Annotated in this window: 12 protein-coding genes and 4 tRNA genes; 3 read left to right on the forward strand and 13 right to left on the reverse strand. The window is 59.1% G+C overall.

The annotated features are described in order from the left end of the window. The 12 genes from HX875_RS16565 to gltX form a co-directional block, all read right to left on the reverse strand. Positions 1–1,599: a hypothetical protein gene (locus HX875_RS16565; protein WP_177043955.1), complete on the reverse strand. Its 1,599-nt coding sequence runs from the start codon at positions 1,597–1,599 to the stop codon at positions 1–3. 149 nt (positions 1,600–1,748) lie between these two features. Beyond that, positions 1,749–2,687 (reverse strand): hypothetical protein, encoded by a 939-nt coding sequence (locus HX875_RS16570; protein WP_256348116.1) that lies wholly within the window; start codon positions 2,685–2,687, stop codon positions 1,749–1,751. 90 nt (positions 2,688–2,777) lie between these two features. Next, positions 2,778–3,713 (reverse strand): hypothetical protein, encoded by a 936-nt coding sequence (locus tag HX875_RS16575; protein WP_177043956.1) that lies wholly within the window; start codon positions 3,711–3,713, stop codon positions 2,778–2,780. A gap of 588 nt (positions 3,714–4,301) precedes the next feature. Then, positions 4,302–5,258 carry a tRNA dihydrouridine synthase gene (locus HX875_RS16580; RefSeq protein WP_177043957.1) on the reverse strand — a complete coding sequence of 319 codons (957 nt, stop codon included), beginning with the start codon at positions 5,256–5,258 and terminating at the stop codon, positions 4,302–4,304. Between the two features lie 40 nt (positions 5,259–5,298). Continuing rightward, the gene (locus HX875_RS16585) at positions 5,299–5,748 is read right to left on the reverse strand and encodes an acyl-CoA thioesterase (RefSeq protein WP_088422507.1); all 450 of its coding nucleotides are present in this window, start codon (positions 5,746–5,748) and stop codon (positions 5,299–5,301) included. A 50-nt stretch (positions 5,749–5,798) separates the two neighbouring features. After that, positions 5,799–6,632 carry an alpha/beta hydrolase gene (locus HX875_RS16590; protein WP_177043958.1) on the reverse strand — a complete coding sequence of 278 codons (834 nt, stop codon included), beginning with the start codon at positions 6,630–6,632 and terminating at the stop codon, positions 5,799–5,801. A 28-nt stretch (positions 6,633–6,660) separates the two neighbouring features. Continuing rightward, complete coding sequence (locus HX875_RS16595; protein WP_177043959.1) at positions 6,661–7,200, reverse strand: TetR/AcrR family transcriptional regulator; 540 nt, start codon at positions 7,198–7,200, stop codon at positions 6,661–6,663. A 183-nt stretch (positions 7,201–7,383) separates the two neighbouring features. Beyond that, a tRNA-Glu gene (locus HX875_RS16600) sits at positions 7,384–7,459 on the reverse strand. Between the two features lie 80 nt (positions 7,460–7,539). Beyond that, positions 7,540–7,615: transfer RNA gene (locus tag HX875_RS16605), tRNA-Ala, on the reverse strand. 50 nt (positions 7,616–7,665) lie between these two features. Next, positions 7,666–7,741: transfer RNA gene (locus HX875_RS16610), tRNA-Glu, on the reverse strand. Between the two features lie 79 nt (positions 7,742–7,820). Further along, positions 7,821–7,896 (reverse strand) — tRNA-Ala (locus tag HX875_RS16615). A 147-nt stretch (positions 7,897–8,043) separates the two neighbouring features. Beyond that, positions 8,044–9,525 (reverse strand): glutamate--tRNA ligase, encoded by a 1,482-nt coding sequence (gltX, locus tag HX875_RS16620; RefSeq protein WP_177043960.1) that lies wholly within the window; start codon positions 9,523–9,525, stop codon positions 8,044–8,046. A gap of 196 nt (positions 9,526–9,721) precedes the next feature. Here gltX and HX875_RS16625 point away from each other — a divergent pair, with 196 nt between their 5' ends. Beyond that, positions 9,722–10,768 carry an HlyD family secretion protein gene (locus HX875_RS16625; RefSeq protein ID WP_177043961.1) on the forward strand — a complete coding sequence of 349 codons (1,047 nt, stop codon included), beginning with the start codon at positions 9,722–9,724 and terminating at the stop codon, positions 10,766–10,768. 49 nt (positions 10,769–10,817) lie between these two features. Then, positions 10,818–12,308: an MDR family MFS transporter gene (locus HX875_RS16630; RefSeq protein WP_177044043.1), complete on the forward strand. Its 1,491-nt coding sequence runs from the start codon at positions 10,818–10,820 to the stop codon at positions 12,306–12,308. Positions 12,309–12,426: 118 nt separating this feature from the next. On the opposite strand, the gene uvrB is transcribed toward HX875_RS16630, so the two are convergent. Then, on the reverse strand, positions 12,427–14,442 hold the full coding sequence (gene uvrB / locus HX875_RS16635; RefSeq protein ID WP_017478784.1) for an excinuclease ABC subunit UvrB: 2,016 nt from the start codon (positions 14,440–14,442) through the stop codon (positions 12,427–12,429). A 343-nt stretch (positions 14,443–14,785) separates the two neighbouring features. Between uvrB and HX875_RS16640 the strand changes: the two genes are divergently transcribed. Then, positions 14,786–15,982: an amino acid aminotransferase gene (locus HX875_RS16640; RefSeq protein ID WP_177043962.1), complete on the forward strand. Its 1,197-nt coding sequence runs from the start codon at positions 14,786–14,788 to the stop codon at positions 15,980–15,982. Positions 15,983–16,067 lie beyond the last annotated feature (85 nt).

A 16,067-nucleotide genomic window follows, 5' to 3' on the forward strand; every position in this document is an offset into this window, starting at 1 on the left:
TTAGACCAACTTTACTGCGTAGCCGCTCTTGTTATTCCAGGTCGACGACAGCAGCGATTCTTTATAACCATAAAGGTCGATATCACCGTTGACCACCACGACCGAGTGCTGAAAGTTGGCCAAGGTGCCCAATACCCCGCCGGCCAACTCCTGAACGGTGCTCGGCCGTGTATAGGCGTAGAGCCCCAATCGACGGAATCCGTCCCCGGGGAGCTCACCATTGTTGAGGGTCTCCATAGCCGTCTCAAAACTCTGCCCGGCGCGACCCTCATGATTTTCCAACTGCGCCCGCTTGGCGCTCACCGCATATAAAAAATTGGCATCCTTCACCAATACTTTGTCAGTACCGTTGAGGTTGGAATGTTGCTCGGCTTTTTTTAACTCTTCGTGGGTAATGCGCAACTTGAAACCATCTCGCATGACGACTGCGTAACCATCACCGGTTGCGCTGATGCGTTTGTAGATGCCCGCTGGGCTTTGACCCAACTTCATCATCGCGGCTTTCATCGCCGACACCGTCACACAGTTACCTTCCACGCCTTGGTAGAAGCCAGCCCAGATATTCTCGGGTTTGACACCTACCGGCACACTGGAAACCTGAACCGTGCCCTTGCGGGGATCGACAAGCAACTCATCTGAAAGGGTTTCATCACCAGTAAGCCTGTAGCCATAGCTGTCGCCAAGGCGCTCCCGTGCCTGATAGTTATACCTGACCCCATCCAGCACCAGGGATGCCCCCAGATAACGCGTTTCAGCGAGGCCAACGGTATCCTTACCCCGTAGAAAACTGGAAGGGACGTATTGCATAAAGCCCGTCATGCCCATGCCTTCCAAAGCCCGCTTTGGAAACTCACCAGACAAGGTTTTTGTCAGGGCCTCGTCAAAGCTTGCGTCCGCCCTGAGCTCCAAAGTTTCCATCTGCTTGCGCTTCACAAAAGTGGCAAATATGAAACTGGCATCCCGTATCGCGCCCTCATCACCGCCACCAAATCTTGCTGCCCGGGTTGCGCGCGTTAACTCATCATGAGCCACATGGACTGTAAAACCGTCTTTCATGGTGATGTCATAACCAGTGGTAGACCGCTTTACCTCATCAAATACATCGGCAGGGCTTTGACCAAATTTGAGCATCATCATCTTGATGACAGCGGCGTGGGTACTGACATCAACATTATCGCCAAAGCCGGGTGCTGTGGCAGTGAACGCGTTAACGATGTCTTTAGGTTTTCCGCCGTTTTTTCTCAGGAAAAAATCTGCAGGGGAATCGGGCATGACAGGTTTGGGAGTATCCAACGGTACTTGCTTGTCGGGTATCACTTTTACCGGGGGCTCTGCGTCTGGAGTTACTGTGTTTTTATCGGTAGTTAACACGTCCCGATCGAGAAGCTCTCGCAGCCATCGCACAATCGTATGCAGGGACGTTAATACGTCCGCCCAGGAAACATTTCCAGAATCCCGAACACCTGAAGCATTACTGGCAGGTATAAATTCCTGGCTACTCTTGGCCGAAGATGGAACGTGCCACAATTCATTATCTTTTATGTTAATCATCCGAACAGGACCGCTCGACACTGAACAAACCATATTCCACTCCTTCATGTTTATACTTAACAAGCGATAACAACCAGACCGCATCAAGCCAACCAACAGGCACAGTTACCCTGCCGGAGGAGGTTGACTCGACGCCCCACCGCTGGTGTTGCCCAAAAAACGGAACTCTATTCAGACGTAAGCCACACTAACCGGCTTCATACCAACGCAATGGCATCGCCACGTTTTGGCGCTCCGCCCTTTTTCCCATACAACTCTTCAATACCGTTGATCACCGCCACCGAATGCCCTGTGCGATTGACCATGCCCAGCGTGCCTTTTGCAAGTTCACTCACCGGCACTTTCTTCATATGCTGCTTCAGGCCCAGTCGCAGGAACCCTTCCCCGGCGCCTCTTTCATCTTCACCATCATTGAGACTGCGCACCGCAGCGCTATAACTTCGCTGGGCAGTGCCATCATTATTTTCCATCTGCGCCCGCTTGGCGCTGACCGAAAACAGAAAGTGCGCATCCTTGAGCATCTCCTTGTCGCGCCCGACAAACTTCGACCCACGAATGCCCTCTGCCAACTCCTGACGGCTCAGGGTGAGAGCAAATCCATCGCGCATGGTCACCCGGTAACCCTCTGCGACCTTTTGAACTTCTTTATAGATATCCGTTGGGCTCTGGCCAAACTTCACCATGGCCGCCTTGATGGCCGATATCGTCACGCAATTGCCGTCCGGCCCCTGGCGGAACCCGCCCCAGATATCATCAGCCTTGGCCCCGTCACGCTTGCTGGAAAGATCCGGAAGGTGGCTCGCCCGGGGATCAGGCAGCGGGATGTGCGGTTTAGGCAGTACGGGTGTCGTGGGGACAGGTGTTGCATCGAGATTTACTTTGGTGCCCTTGTCCGACAGCAGGCTTTGCAACTGCGCAAAAAACTGCGTGAACATCTCAAGCATATTCTTGAGCAACTGCGAACTGTCTGCGGTGTCGCGAAAGCCACCTTGCGCTTTATCGCCAAAGGACAAAGCGTTATCGGTCGCAAAGCTAATATTCTTTGGAGCACTCTTCGCTGCCGCTGTTGCAGGTCCCCCAGACTGTAAGTACTCGGGCCTTATAATCGCTGGACTATTAATCACCTTATCAAACATGCACTCACCTCCTGGAACGTGCTCCCCCTGCATTAACGAGCACGGGGAGCTACCGCCTCTAGTTAAACCCTGAAAAAAACCGTGACGAACTTATGCCCTTGTTCGACGACCGTTATCGAACTGCCGGGGGCTGTCGAACCGACTGCGGTTATATTTATTGAATGAGTTGGTCGAGCAGTCTTCCGCAGGCCCGGGAGCAGTCAAATCCGGCTCGGGCGTGGGACGCACGTCTGGCGTTACATCAGGCTGCGGGACTATGGGTGTTTTTTTATCGACTTCAGACTTCACGGGGGGCTGCGGTATGAGTGGAGTTTTGCCATCGTTCCCAGGCTTTACCGGCGACTGTGGCAGCACCAGCGTTTTGGTATCGACTTGCGGCAGGATCGGCAGATTCGGCACTACCAGGGTGTTGGCATCAACACCCGGCTTTACCGGCGAGTGCGGAACCACCGTGGCTCTGCCATCGATTTCTCGTGTCACTGTCGTACGCGGTGCAACTTTCGCCTCGGGATGGGGGCAGTGGCAGTTAGCGACCTGAACGGTCACGTTAATATCATTCATCGGCTTGTTTTGCGGCTCCGCATCCCGCCTTACTTCAGGCAAAGGGCCGGGCATTACTTTCGCCAAAACCCCCAAATCCGCCTGCACTTTAGGCACCGGCGCAGGAGCCACTTTCAACGCAGGGTTGGCCTCTGGTACAACCTTCGGTGCCGGACCTGCCTCGGGTGGGACTTTAGGTAAAGGGACAACCTCAGACATCGGCTTGGGCAAGCTGCCTTGAGTCGCTAACATGTTGCGCATCGCCTTCACGACAGAATCAAACATCTCAAACAACTTCTGCAGCGAGTCCCTGGTCACCGTAACGTTACTGTCTTTTGAACCTGCGTCATGATCACGAACAACTGCATTGGAAAAACTGTTTGGCAGCAGGTTATTGCGAGGCTTATTCACGCCGCCCTGCTCTTGGTCCAATGAGCGATAGTCGAGATTCATGGGAACAGAAGTATTAATCGACAGATTAGACATGGACTTATCCTTTTCAAGGCTCCCCTGAACCGGCAAACGGCCTGGGAAGTCATGGTCTTCATTTGGTTTTAAATATGTACGAGTGAACTCACTCCCTACTTTCGTGGAACCTGAGCCCATTGAGTTCCGATAATCCAGCCTTACATAAGGAAACCATAAGACAAGCAGAGAATTTTCCCTATGGACATACGGCAGAAATTCGTATTCCGTCTCGTCTCGTACGAAAAAAACCCGATATATCACGCAACAGTCAGATCTGCATGCAACGTAATGAAATCACTCGCATCGAATAACGGAGTTAACTTGTGTTAGTTACCGCGCGCGCCATTACCTCGCGCCAACTAATTCAACCTATACGCCTTAAAACTTCTGCATTACTAAAACCGGACGCACATTATTTTTTACACACATGAAGAAATCCTGCGCCACCGAGAGCGGTCCGTGCGCACTGGCAAAAACCCGTCAACTTCAACAACTTTACTCGCACATCGTTTATTTCAGGCACAAAAAAAGAGGCACTCAGAGTGCCCCTTTAATTACGCGATGAAACTTCTATATATATAAACTTAATCTTGCAACGCCAATGCCTCAGGCTGCCTGATCGGGCACTCCCAGCAAGCGCGCGACCTGGTCCAGGTCCGTTTCACGACGCATCGCCGTGAACAGCTCCACCGCTTCAGGATAATTGCGTGTCAGCATCGCCAGCCATTGCTTCAAACGACCGGGCGCTTGGCGCTCGGTGAGTTGTTCCACCGACTGGCGCCAGAACTCATGCAGCATCGGCTGCATCTCGGCCCAGGTCATCTCCACCACTTCTTCGCCGGCACGCGCCGCCGTAATCTGCCGGGCAAGGTCAGGGCGCGCCACCAGGCCGCGACCGAGCATGATGTCTTCCACACCACTGATTTCCCGGCAACGCCGCCAGTCTTCAACGCTCCAGATATCACCGTTGGCGAACACCGGCACCTTGACCACTTCCTGCACACGCGGGATCCACTCCCAATGGGCCGGCGGCTTGTAGCCGTCGACCTTGGTGCGCGCATGCACGACGATATGCGCCGCGCCGCCTTCGGCCAGGGCCGTGGCGCACACCAGCGCACCGTCCGGGCTGTCGAAACCCAGGCGCATCTTCGCGGTAACAGGAATATGCGCCGGCACCGCGCGCCGCACGTGCTCGACGATCTGGTTGAGCAGCTCCGGCTCCTTGAGCAGCACCGCACCACCACGGGACTTGTTGACGGTCTTGGCCGGGCAACCGAAGTTCAGGTCGACCACTTGCGAGCCCAACTCACAGGCCAGGGCGGCGTTTTCCGCCAGGCACACCGGGTCCGACCCCAGCAATTGCACGCGCAGGGGCACGCCGGCAGCGGTCTTGGCACCGTGCAGCAACTCGGGGGCGAGCTTGTGGAAGTAGGCAGGCGTCAGCAGGCGGTCGTTGACCCGAATGAACTCGGTCACGCACCAATCAATACCGCCGACCCGGGTCAGCACGTCCCGCAGGATGTTGTCGACCAACCCCTCCATGGGCGCCAAAGCAATTTGCATGGAAAACACTCAACGAAAAACGTGGCGCAGTTTACTGGTTTCAGACGCCAGCAGGTAATTCGCCTTGCAGTGCAGGGCCGTAACCCTCAAGAAATTCCGACGGCATGCGCTTGGGCTTGCCGCTGGACAGTTCGATGCAGACAAAGGTGGTTTGCGCCCGCAGCAAGGTGGCGCCGTCACGCGGGCGTACCAGCTGGAAGCGTCGGGTCATTTTCAGGCGCTGGTCCCAGTCGACGATCCAAGTCGCCAACTGCAGCTCGTCGCCTTCGTAGCCGGCGGCCAGGTAATCAATCTCATGACGCACCACGGCCATGGCGCGATCCAGCCGGCGGTACTCGGTCAAGTCCAGCCCCAGGCGCTGGGAATGGCGCCAGGCGCAGCGTTCCAGCCAGGACACGTACACGGCGTTGTTGGCGTGTCCAAGGCCGTCGATGTCTTCGGTACCGACCTGAAGATCGATGATAAACGGCGTTGCCAAGTCCCAGCCCATGCGGTGCTCCCGGTCGATTAATGTCGGCGGCGAGCAGTGTAACCCATGGCTCAGGCGGTTTGGCGCTCCGGCACGTGGCGGCCGGCCAGCAGCGTCAGTACGCCTTCGATCACACGCGGGTCTGCCAGCACCTTCTGGTGCCCGCCCTGCTCCAGGCGCAACAGGCGGCTGTCGAACCAGGCGTCATGGATGACCTGGCAGGCTTTGACCGAGACGAAAGTATCGTCTTCGGCATGCACGATCAGGCCCGGGATATTCATTTGATAGTGAGCGACGTCGAGGTGCTTGAGGGGCATGCCCATCGTCAGCTCCACCTCCTGGATAAACGCCGAACGCGCTCGCGCCGGCAGACCGACCATGCCGGCAAAACCGCGCAATACGTCGAGGAACCGCGAAGGCGCGGCGATGCTGACCAACGCCTCGGTGCGCAACCCCAACTGGACCGCCAGCATCGCACTGGCACCGCCCATGGAGTGACCGACAACGGCATGCAACGGTGGCAGCTCGGCCGCCGCTTCCAGCATGGCACGAGCGAAGAGCAGCACATGGGCTTCGCGCCCCGGTGAGCGGCCGTGGGCCGGGCCATCCAGGGCAACCACCGAATAACCCGCCGCCACTAACGCAGTGATCAGGCTGGCGAATTGCGTTGGGCGCCCTTCCCAGCCGTGCATCAACAGCACTGCCGGGCCCTGGCCCCACTTCAGCGCCGACAGGCCGAAACGCAACGTGATGCGCTCCGACTGCGCCAGCAGCGGCAACTCCCAGTCACGGGGCGGCAGATCCCGAGGCGTCATGAACACCCGACGCATCTTGCTGGCCACCGTTTGCGGCGCCAGCCGGCCCAAGGTGCCATTGACGCCACGAATCCACTTCAACGTGCCCATCGCTCATTCCTCAGGCCAGAAGCCGTTCTTAACGCACCGCGGACTTGGCCGCACGCAACACACGATCCGACAACTCACCCGGGCCCAGGGCGCGGGCCAGCGACAAGCCACCGATCATCAGTGCCATGTCGGCCAGCGCCTTGTCGGTGTCTTCGGGGCTGGCGGCCAGCTGTGCGGCCATCAATTCACAGTGTTCATTCAAGGCTTGGCGGAACTCGTCCGGCAAGCGGCTCATCTCGCCCACCGTGGCCGGGATCGGGCACGCGTGGGACGTGGAGTCGCGGTGCTTGCGTGACAGGTAGAACGCCGCCACCAGCGCGCGACGCTCCTCGCCGGTCAGCGTCGAGTCCATGTCTTCAACCGCGGCGCGACGTCGGGCCAGCAACTCGGTGAACGCCTCCAGCATCAGCGCGTCCTTGCTTTCAAAGTGCGCGTAGAAACCACCGACGGTGAGCCCCGCCGCGCCCATCACTTCGCCAACACTGGGCTCGGCCGGGCCACGCTGGATCAAGGCGGCGCCAGCTGCTTGCAGAATACGTTCGCGGGTTTGTGCTTTTTTATCGTTCATCGTTGCCTCCGAATCTCATGCCTCGAATATTATTACCATAATAATATTTCGCAAGCCACCGGCATGACCATTGGTCAGAAGAACATGTGAGGGAGAGGAAGGAAGATTGGCCAAACGCCAGACAAACAAAAGGGCCATTCAATAATTGAATGACCCTTAAAAATCCCGCAGAGCGGGTAATCGTGGCGTCCCCTAGGGGACTCGAACCCCTGTTACCGCCGTGAAAGGGCGGTGTCCTAGGCCACTAGACGAAGGGGACACAAACCTTCTGTACAACTGATCAGCGCTGAGAACTGATCTGATTCAAGGCCGGTGTGGCCAGACCTTGAACCTGTAAATTGGTGGAGCTAAACGGGATCGAACCGTTGACCTCTTGCATGCCATGCAAGCGCTCTCCCAGCTGAGCTATAGCCCCGGATTTTTCGCCTCGCGGCGCAGCAGACCTTTCGAGCTGCTTGTTGAAACTGGCGTCCCCTAGGGGACTCGAACCCCTGTTACCGCCGTGAAAGGGCGGTGTCCTAGGCCACTAGACGAAGGGGACACAAACCTTCTATACAACGTGATCAGGCTGAGTCTGATCGAATTCAAGGACGGTGTGGCCAGACCTTGAACCTGTAAATTGGTGGAGCTAAACGGGATCGAACCGTTGACCTCTTGCATGCCATGCAAGCGCTCTCCCAGCTGAGCTATAGCCCCTCGTCGGTGAGGACGGGGCGAATCTTAATGGCGTATTCGAAACGTGTCAAATTTATTTTCAACAATTTTCAAAATTTTTTGCCGAGATAACAATCACTTACCGAGCAAACCCCGGAAAACCGGGGTTTGGCCGTTCCCACAGCGGGCTTAGGCGATAGCGCCCAGCAGCTTTTCCCATTCCTTGTTTTCTTTCTTCGACACACCACCAAGCAAATCAAGGGCTTGGCGCAGACGGAAACGCGTCAGGTCCGGGCCCAGAATTTCCATCGCATCGAGTACCGACACCGAACTGGCGTGCCCGGTGATCGCAGCAAACATCAGCGGCATGGCGTCGCGCAGTTTTAATTCCAGGGATTCAACCACCGCCTGGATGGTCGCGGTGATTGCATCCTTCTCCCACTGGCGCAGGCTTTCGAGCTTCCACAGGATCAACTGCATCAACTGGCGAACCTGATCGCCCGACAGCTTCTTCGACTCAAACAGCTTCACATCGGGGTTCACGCCACCGGCAAAGAAGAAACTCGCCAACGGTGCCACCTGGCTGAAGGTCTCTACCCTGCCCTGCACCAGCGGCGCGATCTTCATCATGTACTCGGGGTTCAACGCCCACTGCTGCACACGGCTGGCGAACTCTTCCACCGGCAGGTCACGCAGCCACTGGCCGTTGAGCCACGACAGCTTCTCGATGTCGAAGATCGGCCCGCCGAGGGACACGCGGGACAAGTCGAAGTTATCGACCATTTCCTGCAGCGAGAACTTCTCGCGCTCGTCCGGCATCGACCAGCCCATGCGGCCCAGGTAGTTGAGCATCGCTTCCGGCATGAAGCCCATGCGCTCGTAGAACGTCACCGAGGTCGGGTTCTTGCGCTTGGACAGCTTGCTCTTGTCCGGGTTACGCAGCAGCGGCATGTAGCACAGCTGCGGCTGTTCCCAGCCGAAGTATTCGTAGAGCAGGATCAGTTTCGGCGCCGACGGCAGCCACTCTTCGCCACGCAGTACGTGGGTGATGCCCATCAGGTGATCGTCCACCACGTTGGCCAGGAAGTACGTCGGCAGGCCGTCGGTCTTCATCAGCACTTGCATGTCCATGCGGTCCCACGGGATCTCGACGTCGCCGCGCAGCATGTCCGGCACCACGCACACGCCTTCGCTCGGCACTTTCATGCGGATAACGTGCGGCTCGCCGGCGGCCAGGCGCTGGGCCACTTCTTCTTTCGACAGCAGCAGCGCGCGGCCGTCATAGCGCGGGGTTTCGCCACGGGCCTGTTGCTCGGCGCGCATCTGGTCCAGCTCTTCTGCGGTGCAGAAGCACGGGAACGCATGGCCCATGTCCACCAACTGCTGGGTGTACTTTTTGTAGATGTCGCTGCGCTCGCTCTGGCGATACGGGCCGTGGGGGCCGCCGACGTCCGGGCCTTCAGCCCAGGTAATGCCCAACCAGCGCAGGGCATCGAAAATCTGCTGTTCCGACTCACGGGTGGAGCGCAGTTGATCGGTGTCTTCGATCCGCAGGATGAATTCACCGCCGTGCTGCTTGGCAAAGCAGTAGTTGAACAAGGCGATGTAAGCAGTACCTACGTGGGGATCCCCAGTAGGCGATGGCGCGATGCGCGTGCGGACGGTGGTCATGGCGGGTCTCGAATTGGCGATAAAACTGAAAATGAAACAAGGGGCGAATGGTAACAGCCCCAAGCCCTTGGGCTCCAGCGTGGGGAGGCGAACAAAGGGCATATGAGACAAGCTCCGGTCTCAAGACTCGACATGGCTATTTGCCAGAGCGTTCGCTGGCTATATTCCATTACCTTTTGTTACCGACATGATCGCCATGCCTGCCCCGCTCAAACGCCGCCTGTTTATCTTCCTGTTTATCGTGATCCTGATCGCCGCGGGCTTTTTCGCCCAGTGGTTCTTCAAGGGCCGCTTTTATGAAAGCACCGACAACGCCTACGTCCAGGGCGAGATCACCCGGGTCTCCAGCCAACTCGGCGCGCGGATCGTCGAGGTGCTGGTGGGCGACAACGAACACGTGGAAAAGGGCCAGTTGCTGGTCAAGCTCGAAGGCGACGACTTCCACCTCGCCGTCGACCGCGCCAACGCCGCCCTGGCCATGCGCGAGGCCGAGCGCGTGCAGGCCCAGAGCAAACTCACCCAACAAGCCAGCCTGATCGCCGCCGGTGCAGCCAAGGTGTCCTCCAGCCAGGCCACCCTCGGCCGCTCGCAGATCGACCTGAACCGCGCGCAAACCCTGCGCAAGCCAGGCTACGTATCGGAAGAACGGGTGACCACCCTCGACGCCGACAACCATATCGCCCGTTCCCAGGTGACCATGGCCCAGGCCGACCTGCAGGGCCAGCGCCAGCAGGTCAACGCACTGAACGCCGAGATCAAGCGCCTCGACGCCATGATCGCCAACGCCAAAACCGACCTGGCCCAGGCCGAACTGAACCTGACCCGCAGCGAAATCCACGCGCCCATCAGCGGCCTGATCGGCCAGCGGGCCGCGCGCAACGGGCAATACGTGCAGGCCGGCGCCTACCTGCTGTCGATCGTCCCCGACCAGGACATCTGGGTGCAGGCCAACTTCAAGGAAACCCAGATCGGCCACATGCAGCCCGGGCAAAAGGCCGAGCTGACCTTTGATGCCTACGGCGACACCCCGATCGAAGGCCGCGTGGCCAACCTGTTCGGCGCCTCCGGTGCGCAGTTCAGCCTGCTGCCGCCGGACAATGCCACGGGCAACTTCACCAAGGTCGTACAACGGATTCCGGTAAAACTGACCTTCGCCGCCGACAACCCGCTGCAAGGCAAAATCCGCCCGGGCATGTCGGTGACGGTCAAAGTGAACATCCAAGACCCGCACGATGGCCGGTGATCAACTGCTGGCCCCGGTCGGCGAACCGAGCCGGCGCGACTGGATAGCCGTGATGAGCGTGATGCTCGGCGCCTTTATGGCGGTGCTCGACATCCAGATCACCAACTCCTCTCTCAAGGACATCCAGGGCGCGCTGTCGGCCACCCTGGAAGAAGGCTCGTGGATTTCCACCTCCTACCTTGTGGCCGAAATCATCATGATCCCCCTCACCGCCTGGCTGGTGCAGCTGTTGTCGGCGCGTCGGCTGGCGGTGTGGGTATCCGGCGGGTTCCTGATCGCCTCGCTGATGTGCTCCATGGCCTGGAGCCTGGAAAGCATGATCGTGTTCCGCGCCTTGCAGGGCTTTACCGGCGGCGCACTGATCCCGCTGGCGTTCACCCTCACGCTGATCAAGCTGCCCGAACACCACCGCGCCAAAGGCATGGCCATGTTCGCCATGACCGCCACCTTCGCGCCGTCCATCGGCCCGACCATCGGCGGCTGGCTGACCGAGAACTGGGGTTGGGAATACATCTTCTACATCAACATCCCGCCGGGCCTGATCATGATCGCCGGCCTGCTGTACGGGCTGGAGAAAAAGGATTCCAACTGGGACCTGCTCAAAAGCACCGACTACCTCGGCATCGTCACCATGGCTGTGGGCCTCGGGTGTTTGCAGGTGTTCCTGGAGGAAGGCCATCGCAAGGACTGGCTGGAATCGAGCCTGATTGTGAGCCTGGGCACCGTCGCCCTGCTGAGCCTGATCACCTTTGTGATCGTGCAGATGTCCAAGCCCAACCCGCTGATCAACCTGCGCATCCTCGGCAATCGCAACTTCGGGCTGTCGAGCATTTCGAGCCTGGGGATGGGCGTGGGGTTATACGGCTCGATTTACCTGCTGCCGCTGTACCTGGCGCAAATCCAGAACTACAACGCGCTGCAAATCGGCGAAGTGATCATGTGGATGGGGGTTCCGCAGTTGTTCCTGATTCCGCTGGTGCCCAAGCTGATGAAATACGTGTCGCCCAAATGGCTGTGCACCCTGGGGTTCGGGCTGTTCGGGTTAGCGAGTTTTTCGTCGGGGGTGCTGAACCCGGACTTTGCCGGCGACCAGTTCAACCGGATCCAGATCATCCGCGCGCTGGGGCAGCCGTTGATCATGGTGACGATCTCGTTGATTGCCACGGCATACATCATGCCGAAAGACGCGGGGTCGGCGTCGAGCCTGTTTAATATCCTGCGAAATCTGGGTGGGGCGATCGGGATCGCATTGCTGGCGACGCTGCTGGATGCGCGCACCAAGACGTACTTTGATTATCTGCGGGAGGCGATTGTGCCGACCAATCCGCAGGTGGCGGAACGGATGGCGACGTTGACCGAGAAGTTTGGCAACGAGACGGCGGCGTTGGGGAAGTTGAGTGAGATTGCCCATCAGCAGGCGCAGATCATGGCCTATAACGATGCGTTTCACTTTGTGGGGTTGGCGCTGGGGATCAGCATGGTGGCGATCTTGTTGACCAAGGCGTTACCGGCGGGGCTTAAGGCTGGGGAGTCTCATTAGACCGAGGTGCCGCCATCGCAGGCAAGCCAGCTCCCACAGTAGACCGAGTTGTTCAGAAGAACACCGATCAATGTGGGAGCTGGCTTGCCTGCGATGAGGCCAGACCCGGCACCGCAAATCAAACAGCCAACAGACGCTCGCGCAACTTGCCAATCTCATCGCGCATCTGCGCCGCCGCTTCAAACTCCAGGTCCCGCGCCAACTGGTACATCTTCTCTTCCAACTGACGAATACGCTTGGTGATCTCGCTCGGCGAACGCAATTCCGCTTCGTACTTGGCGTTCTCCTCCGCGGCCTTGGCCATGCCCTTGCGCTTCTTGCTGCGCGAGCCCGGCACAGTCGCGCCTTCCATGATGTCGGCCACGTCCTTGAACACGCCCTTGGGCGTGATGCCATGTTCCAGGTTGTAAGCAATCTGCTTGTCACGACGACGCTCGGTCTCACCAATCGCCCGCTCCATGGAGCCGGTAATCCGGTCCGCGTATAGAATCGCCCGGCCATTGAGGTTCCGCGCCGCGCGGCCAATGGTCTGGATCAGCGAACGCTCGGACCGCAGGAAGCCTTCCTTGTCGGCATCCAGAATCGCCACCAGGGACACTTCCGGCATATCCAAACCTTCGCGCAGCAGGTTGATCCCCACCAGCACATCGAAGGTGCCCAGGCGCAGGTCGCGGATGATTTCCACGCGCTCCACGGTGTCGATGTCCGAGTGCAAGTAGCGCACGCGCACGCCGTGGTCGGCCAGGTAATCGGTCAAGTCTTCGGACATGCGCTTGGTCAGCGTGGTGACCAGCACCCGCTCTTCCAGGGCCACACGCTTGGTGATTTCCGAGAGCAGGTCGTCCACCTGGGTCAGCGCCGGGCGGATTTCGATTTGCGGGTCCACCAGGCCAGTCGGGCGCACCAGTTGTTCAATCACACGCCCGGCATGTTCGGCCTCGTAGTTACCCGGCGTGGCCGAGACAAAAATCGTCTGCGGGCTGATGCCTTCGAATTCGTCGAAACGCATCGGCCGGTTGTCCAGCGCCGACGGCAGGCGGAAACCGTATTCCACCAGCGTCTCCTTGCGGGAACGGTCACCTTTGTACATCGCGCCTACCTGCGGCACGCTGACGTGGGACTCGTCGATCACCAGCAAGGCGTCGTCCGGCAGGTAATCAAACAGGGTGGGCGGCGCCTGCCCGGACTCGCGGCCCGAGAGGTAGCGCGAGTAGTTTTCGATGCCGTTGCAGTAGCCCAGCTCGAGGATCATCTCCAGGTCGAAGCGGGTGCGCTGTTCCAGGCGCTGGGCTTCCACCAGCTTGTTGTTGGAGCGCAGGTATTCCAGGCGCTCCACCAGTTCGCCCTTGATGCCCTCGATGGCGCCCATCAGGGTTTCACGCGGGGTCACGTAGTGGCTTTTCGGGTAGAAGGTAAAGCGCGGCAGCTTGCGGATCACCTCGCCGGTCAACGGGTCGAAGGCCGACAGGCTCTCGACTTCATCGTCGAACAGTTCGATGCGGATCGCTTCCAGGTCGGATTCCGCCGGGTAGATGTCGATCACATCACCGCGCACGCGGAAGCTCGCCCGGGCGAAATCCATGTCGTTGCGGGTGTATTGCAGGCTCGTCAGGCGCCGCAGCAGTTCGCGCTGGTCGAGTTTGTCGCCGCGGTCGACGTGCAGCACCATCTTCAAATAGGTTTCCGGGCTGCCCAGGCCGTAGATGCACGACACCGTGGTGACGATGATCGCGTCCTTGCGCTCCAGCAGCGCCTTGGTCGCCGACAGACGCATCTGCTCGATGTGGTCGTTGATCGAGGCGTCTTTCTCGATAAAGGTGTCGGACGACGGCACGTAGGCTTCCGGCTGGTAGTAGTCGTAGTAGGAAACGAAGTACTCCACTGCGTTGTTCGGGAAGAACGCCTTGAACTCGCCATACAACTGCGCGGCCAGGGTCTTGTTCGGCGCCAGCACCAGGGTCGGGCGGTTCACCTGGGCGATCACGTTGGCGATGCTGAAGGTCTTGCCGGAGCCGGTCACCCCGAGCAAGGTCTGATGCGCCAGGCCGGCCTCGATGCCTTCGACCATCAGGCGGATGGCTTCCGGTTGATCGCCGGCGGGCTCGAAGCGGGTGACTAGCTGGAAATCCGACATAACGTACCTCTTGAGTCACCCCGGGGCCGGAAAGAGCAGCGGGGACGAAAAAGACCGCGACCCGCGACTGTTCGGCGCAGGTTGCAGGAAAAAACCATGATAGCTGTAGAAGTGGAGGCGAATGTGACGGGTTTCAAGGCAATCGTCCTACATGCCGCTGGCCGCCAATGTTGCAATAAGACTAACGGTCGGTAAATAAACCGAAAAACTTGGCCGAAAAGCCGTTTCGGCTGTCGCCGCGAGCGGTGATGGCCTCTATACTAGCTCCCCGTTTGTGCACCGCTCTAGTGCATTCGGCTGGAGCGCGACACGTCCCTCCACTCTCTATAGAGCTGCCGCAAAAATGAGCCTGTTCTCCGCTGTCGAAATGGCACCACGCGATCCAATCCTGGGCCTCAACGAAGCATTCAACGCCGATACCCGAACCACCAAGGTCAACCTTGGCGTGGGCGTTTACTGCAACGAGGAGGGGAAGATTCCACTCTTGCGTGCCGTTGCCGAAGCGGAAGCCATTCGCGTGGCGCAACACGCCGCCCGTGGCTACTTGCCGATCGACGGTATTGTGGCCTACGACCAGGCCGTGCAAAAGCTGCTGTTCGGCGCGCAGTCGCCACTGATCAGCTCCGGCCGTGTGATCACCGCCCAGGCTGTTGGCGGCACCGGCGCCTTGAAAATCGGCGCAGACTTCCTCAAGCAACTGCTGCCCGACGCCGTCGTCGCCATCAGCGACCCGAGCTGGGAAAACCACCAGGCGCTGTTCGAAAAAGCCGGCTTCCCGGTACAGACCTATCGCTACTATGACGCGGCCACCCACGACGTCAACCGCGCTGGCCTGCTGGAAGACCTCAACGCCCTGCCGCCTCAGTCCATCGTTGTGCTGCACGCCTGCTGCCACAACCCGACCGGCGTCGACCTGAGCCCGGCCGACTGGCAACAAGTACTGGACGTGGTCAAGGCGAAAAACCTCGTGCCGTTCCTCGACATGGCCTACCAGGGCTTTGGCGACGGCATCGACGAAGACGCCGCTGCCGTGCGCCTGTTCGCCGAGTCGGGCCTGACCTTCTTTGTGTCCAGCTCGTTCTCCAAGTCGTTCTCGCTGTACGGCGAGCGCGTGGGCGCCCTGTCCATCGTCACCGACTCCAAGGAAGAAAGCGCGCGCATCCTGTCCCAGGTCAAGCGCGTGATCCGCACCAACTACTCCAACCCGCCGACCCACGGCGCGGCGATCGTGGCAGCGGTGCTGAACAACCCTGAGCTGCGCGCCCAGTGGGAAGCGGAACTGGCCGAAATGCGCCTGCGCATTCGCGGCATGCGCGAGCAGATGGTGGCTGACCTGGCCAAGGCTGCTCCTGGCCACGACTTCAGCTTCGTCGGTCGCCAGCGCGGGATGTTCTCCTACTCCGGCCTGAGCGTTGAGCAAGTGACCCGCCTGCGCAGCGAGTTTGGTATCTACGCGCTGGATACTGGCCGCATCTGTGTGGCGGCGTTGAACCAGAACAACATCGATGCCGTGACCAAGGCTATCGTTCAGGTGCTGTAAGCCTGTTGTGATGCACAAAAAGGGGAAGCCGGTGGCTTCCCCTTTTTCATTCTGAACGCCGCGCCCAATGTGGCGAGGGAGCTTG

It is taken from the genome of Pseudomonas yamanorum (genome assembly GCF_013386765.1).
Classification (GTDB): domain Bacteria; phylum Pseudomonadota; class Gammaproteobacteria; order Pseudomonadales; family Pseudomonadaceae; genus Aquipseudomonas; species Aquipseudomonas yamanorum_A.

Excerpts from the sequence above, each read along its gene's own strand:
- HX875_RS16565 (WP_177043955.1), bottom strand. The coding sequence starts at position 1,599 with ATGAAGGAGTGGAATATGGTTTGTTCAGTGTCGAGCGGTCCTGTTCGG.
- HX875_RS16570 (WP_256348116.1), bottom strand. The coding sequence starts at position 2,687 with ATGTTTGATAAGGTGATTAATAGTCCAGCGATTATAAGGCCCGAGTAC.
- HX875_RS16575 (WP_177043956.1), bottom strand. The coding sequence starts at position 3,713 with ATGTCTAATCTGTCGATTAATACTTCTGTTCCCATGAATCTCGACTAT.
- HX875_RS16580 (WP_177043957.1), bottom strand. The coding sequence starts at position 5,258 with ATGCAAATTGCTTTGGCGCCCATGGAGGGGTTGGTCGACAACATCCTG.
- HX875_RS16585 (WP_088422507.1), bottom strand. The coding sequence starts at position 5,748 with ATGGGCTGGGACTTGGCAACGCCGTTTATCATCGATCTTCAGGTCGGT.
- HX875_RS16590 (WP_177043958.1), bottom strand. The coding sequence starts at position 6,632 with ATGGGCACGTTGAAGTGGATTCGTGGCGTCAATGGCACCTTGGGCCGG.
- HX875_RS16595 (WP_177043959.1), bottom strand. The coding sequence starts at position 7,200 with ATGAACGATAAAAAAGCACAAACCCGCGAACGTATTCTGCAAGCAGCT.
- gltX (WP_177043960.1), bottom strand. The coding sequence starts at position 9,525 with ATGACCACCGTCCGCACGCGCATCGCGCCATCGCCTACTGGGGATCCC.
- HX875_RS16625 (WP_177043961.1), top strand. The coding sequence starts at position 9,722 with ATGCCTGCCCCGCTCAAACGCCGCCTGTTTATCTTCCTGTTTATCGTG.
- uvrB (WP_017478784.1), bottom strand. The coding sequence starts at position 14,442 with ATGTCGGATTTCCAGCTAGTCACCCGCTTCGAGCCCGCCGGCGATCAA.
- HX875_RS16640 (WP_177043962.1), top strand. The coding sequence starts at position 14,786 with ATGAGCCTGTTCTCCGCTGTCGAAATGGCACCACGCGATCCAATCCTG.